Genomic DNA, 3534 nt, shown 5'->3' with positions numbered 1-3534 from the left:
CAGTGAGCGGCGGCCGGGGTCGCGGCGGTGGCAGGGATCGCCAGGGCCGCGGTGACGGCGGTGGCGGCGGCGGTCAGGCCTATGAGGCGCTGCCAGCTTCTTCCTGTCATGGGATGGGGGGTTCCTCTCGCGTCGGAGCGCTGCGGACATGGGTCGTGGTGCATGCTCATGTGCGTGTGAGGCCACAGGGAAGCGAAGAGATTACTCGCCGGTAACTGTAGGGTGCCCAGGTGGGGTTGGAACAGACCCCGGAGCTAGAGGACTAGGTGCGTCTTCACGACGGTGTGCATGCCCGCGAAGAGGTCGAGGACCTGCTCGGGTACCTCGGTCGTCTCCGGAGCGAGGACGAATGTGACTGACCGCAACCCGGGAAACAGAGTCCGTACCGCCGAGAGATCTTCGAATCCGGTGAATGTATTGAGCCGGAGGTACTTAATGTGCGGCAGTACGGGTCCTCCGCTCCAGGGGACCGCATCCCAGTTGAGGCGCAAATCCTCCAACTCGGGGAGCCGTTCCACCTCTTCGTAGTCCTCGGGGGAGAGCCGCTGGGAGAGCCCGGCCAGACTCAGCGTCTTCACTGAGCGCATATGGTGCAAGCCGCGCAGTCCGGTGAACTCGAGAGCGTTCTTGGTGAATCGCAGATACGTCAGTGCCGGGCCCCGGGGGAGGGTGGTGTCGAGAGAATCACCCTGGAGCGCGACGCCGGTGTCGAACTCTCGCAGGGTCGCCGAGGCCGAGAGCGGCGCCAGCGCATGCGGCTTTTCCAGGCCCTGCATATGGTTCAGCGACAGCCATTTCAATGGAAGTCCGGCCAAGGGCGCGAGGCTCTCGACATGCGGACTGCCGCTGATGTCCAGATGCCTGAGCCCGTGGAGCGACGAGAGGCAGTCCAGATCGCTCAGAGCGTTGTTGTCCAGCACGACGAGCTTGCGCGTGGTGTCCGGAGCGAGACCGGCCCGCAGTTCCGCCTCCTCGATGTCTCCGACGAGATGAAGCAGCCGCCGACCGCCGAGTGAGCGCAATGTACGCAGATGTGCCGCCGAGTGTGCCGTGAAGTACAGATCGTCCTCGGGGAGATGGGCGATGACCTCGGTGGCGTACCGATCGGCGTCGAACCGGCGCCAGGACCAGGTGAGTTGGGCGCGCACCGGCAGCGAGGGGTGGTGGCGAAAGCGGGCCAGGACCGGGAGGGCCGCGTCCGTGCCGATGAGGGACGCGGTGACGACGACGGCCCTCGCCTCCGCGTCGGACAGGCCCTCAGGGCCAGGCAGCAACTCCAGGACGAGCGGGCCGACCGAGGCCAGTTCCTTGGCCTCCTCCACCGTGTGCGGCGGAATGAGCATCGCCGCCTGCTCCTCCACGGCCGCCCGGACCTTCGGGTCGAGTTCCGTGGCGTGTTCCAGGCCGGCCAGGGCGAGGAGGCGGATACGGGTGCTCGCGGCGGGGTCGGTGCGTTCGTCGGAGGCGGCGGCGAGCAGGCCGCGGAGGAAATCGGCCCGTTCGCGCGGGCGGGCGTGGGCGACTGCCATCCGGATCACGTCGGACCACTGGTGGTCGGCGGCGTTGCGGACGAGCAGCCCGAAGTCGCCGTCCTCCACCGCGGCCTTCGCGCCCAGGTAGTCCTGGAAGGTGCGGTGGACGAACTCCACGGTTCCCAGGGTGGGTTCGCGCAGCAGTCCGCTGCGTACGAGGAGATGGCGGTGGATGGCGGTCGCGTCGCCCTGGCTCGCGGCGGCGGGCAGGGACGGCAGCGCGTCGGCGATGAGCCGCTCGGCGCGCTCGCGGTCCATCTCTGCCTGGTTGTTGCGGATCAGCCAGTAGGCCAGGCGCTGGAGGAGCTGGATCTGCGGGAGTTCCGTGAGCCGGATGTCGTCGTGCGGGAGCATGTCCCGCTCCTGGTCGCGCCGCGAGAGGAGCATGGAGAGGGCGGCGTCGTACAACTCCTGTCGTCCGTGCGGGAGATAGCCGCGCCGGTCGCGGTGCAGGGCGCAGATGAGGCCGCACATCAGGGGGTTGGTGGCGAGGCGGCCGAGGTCGGGCTTTGTGCGAACGGCGTCGAGGAGCGATGTCTCGTACGCGGTGAGGCGTTCCGTGTCCGGGGCGCCGATCCGGGCCGCCCTGTGCCAGCGCTCGACGAACGCGGTGACATCCTCGCGGCTCATCGGTGAGAGCGCCAGCTCGGTGAAGCCGTCCGCGGCGAGCCAGTCCTCGCGTACGGCCGAGGGGCGGGAGGTGACCAGCCACTGGTTGCCCGGGTAGGCGTCGATCAGGTCGCGCAGCCAGCGGCGCGTGCGTTCGCGGTCGGACTCCGGGATCTCGTCGATGCCGTCGACGAGCAGCAGACCGCGGCCCGCTGTGAGCACCCGGTCCGGCCAGGCGTCCGGGGCGGCGTCGTGGAACGGGACGCGGACGGCGGCGAGGAAACCGGCGGGCGCCGGCAGTCCTTCGGGGCGGCGTACGAGCGTTCGCAGCGGCAGTACGAACGGGATGCGGTCCCCTCGCTCGCCCCGCGCCGCCGTCACGGCGAGCCACTGCACCAGCGTCGTCTTGCCCGAGCCGGCCACGCCCCGCAACAGCACCAGATCCTGCTCGGCCAGCGCGTCGTCGGCGGGGAGGGGGGTGCCGGGTGAGGCGATGTACCGGCCGTCCTCGTCGCTCGTGGCGGGGCGCAGGGCCTGAAGGGTGAGGTAGGCGGCGTCCAGCGGCCAGCGGTCCGGGGTGTTGGCCAAGTCGATGCCGTAGATGGTGAGTTGGCTGTGCTTGGTCGCCGCGTACGCGAGATACCGCCGCTCGAACGCCCCGTCCCCGTCGCCGGGGCGCGGGGTGCGGGCGATCAACTCGTCGACCTTGGCGATGAGTTCGGACTGGCGGCGGGTCTGCTCGACGAGGGTTCGGGCGACGAACGTCGAGCGCTGGGTGAAGAAGTGCAGGATGTGCAGACAGGCCGTGTCGAGCAGCCGCTCGTAGAAGAGGGTCGCGTCGAGTTCGAGGTCCCGGTCGGGGCTCCCGGCGGCATGGCGGAGATGGAGCGCGAGGCCCGAGTGGCCGAGCGCCACCGCCTGGGCGTCGGTCATGGTGATGTCGCCGAGGGCGCGGAGAGTGTCGGCCAGCGCGTGGACGACGGGTTGTGCCTCGTCGGGGGCGATGGGGCGCTCGTCGGTTTCCTTCAGGGCCCGCCTGACCAGCTCGGAGGCGAGCCGGGTGACGTCCTTCTCGCCGAGCGTGCGCTGTTCGCCCTTGAAGGAGACGCGGGACGAGATGCGTACGGGCTTGTCGACCAGCCCCGCGCCCGGCCCCTCCGGCGTGAAGAGCTTCTTGATCAGCGGTGTGGCCACGGTGGACGCCAGTCGGACTCCGACTGTTGTTGGTTCCATGGCGCTCCCCCGAGGGCATGGTGTGTCGGCTGCGGGTTCGTTGTGGCTGGTCGCGCCCCGCGGCGGAGCCGCATATGTCACGGCCCCGCGCCCCCAAAGGGCAAGGCCGTGAAGTTACGGGTCTGGTGTGGTTGTCCATGGCGTCGTGATCTGCGGGTTC

General features: G+C 69.6%; 1 protein-coding gene. It reads right to left on the bottom strand.

All coding sequences use genetic code 11. The features are described 5' to 3' along the window. Nucleotides 1–254: 254 nt before the first annotated feature. Nucleotides 255–3374 (bottom strand): NACHT domain-containing NTPase, encoded by a 3120-nt coding sequence (locus O3Q52_RS50770; RefSeq protein ID WP_269655193.1) that lies wholly within the window; start codon nt 3372–3374, stop codon nt 255–257. Nucleotides 3375–3534 lie beyond the last annotated feature (160 nt).

Source organism: Streptomyces sp. ActVer, assembly GCF_027270795.1.
GTDB lineage: Bacteria > Actinomycetota > Actinomycetes > Streptomycetales > Streptomycetaceae > Streptomyces > Streptomyces umbrinus_A.
This window is presented reverse-complemented; position numbering and strand designations above follow the sequence as displayed.

Excerpts from the sequence above, each read along its gene's own strand:
- O3Q52_RS50770 (WP_269655193.1), bottom strand. The coding sequence starts at position 3,374 with ATGGAACCAACAACAGTCGGAGTCCGACTGGCGTCCACCGTGGCCACA.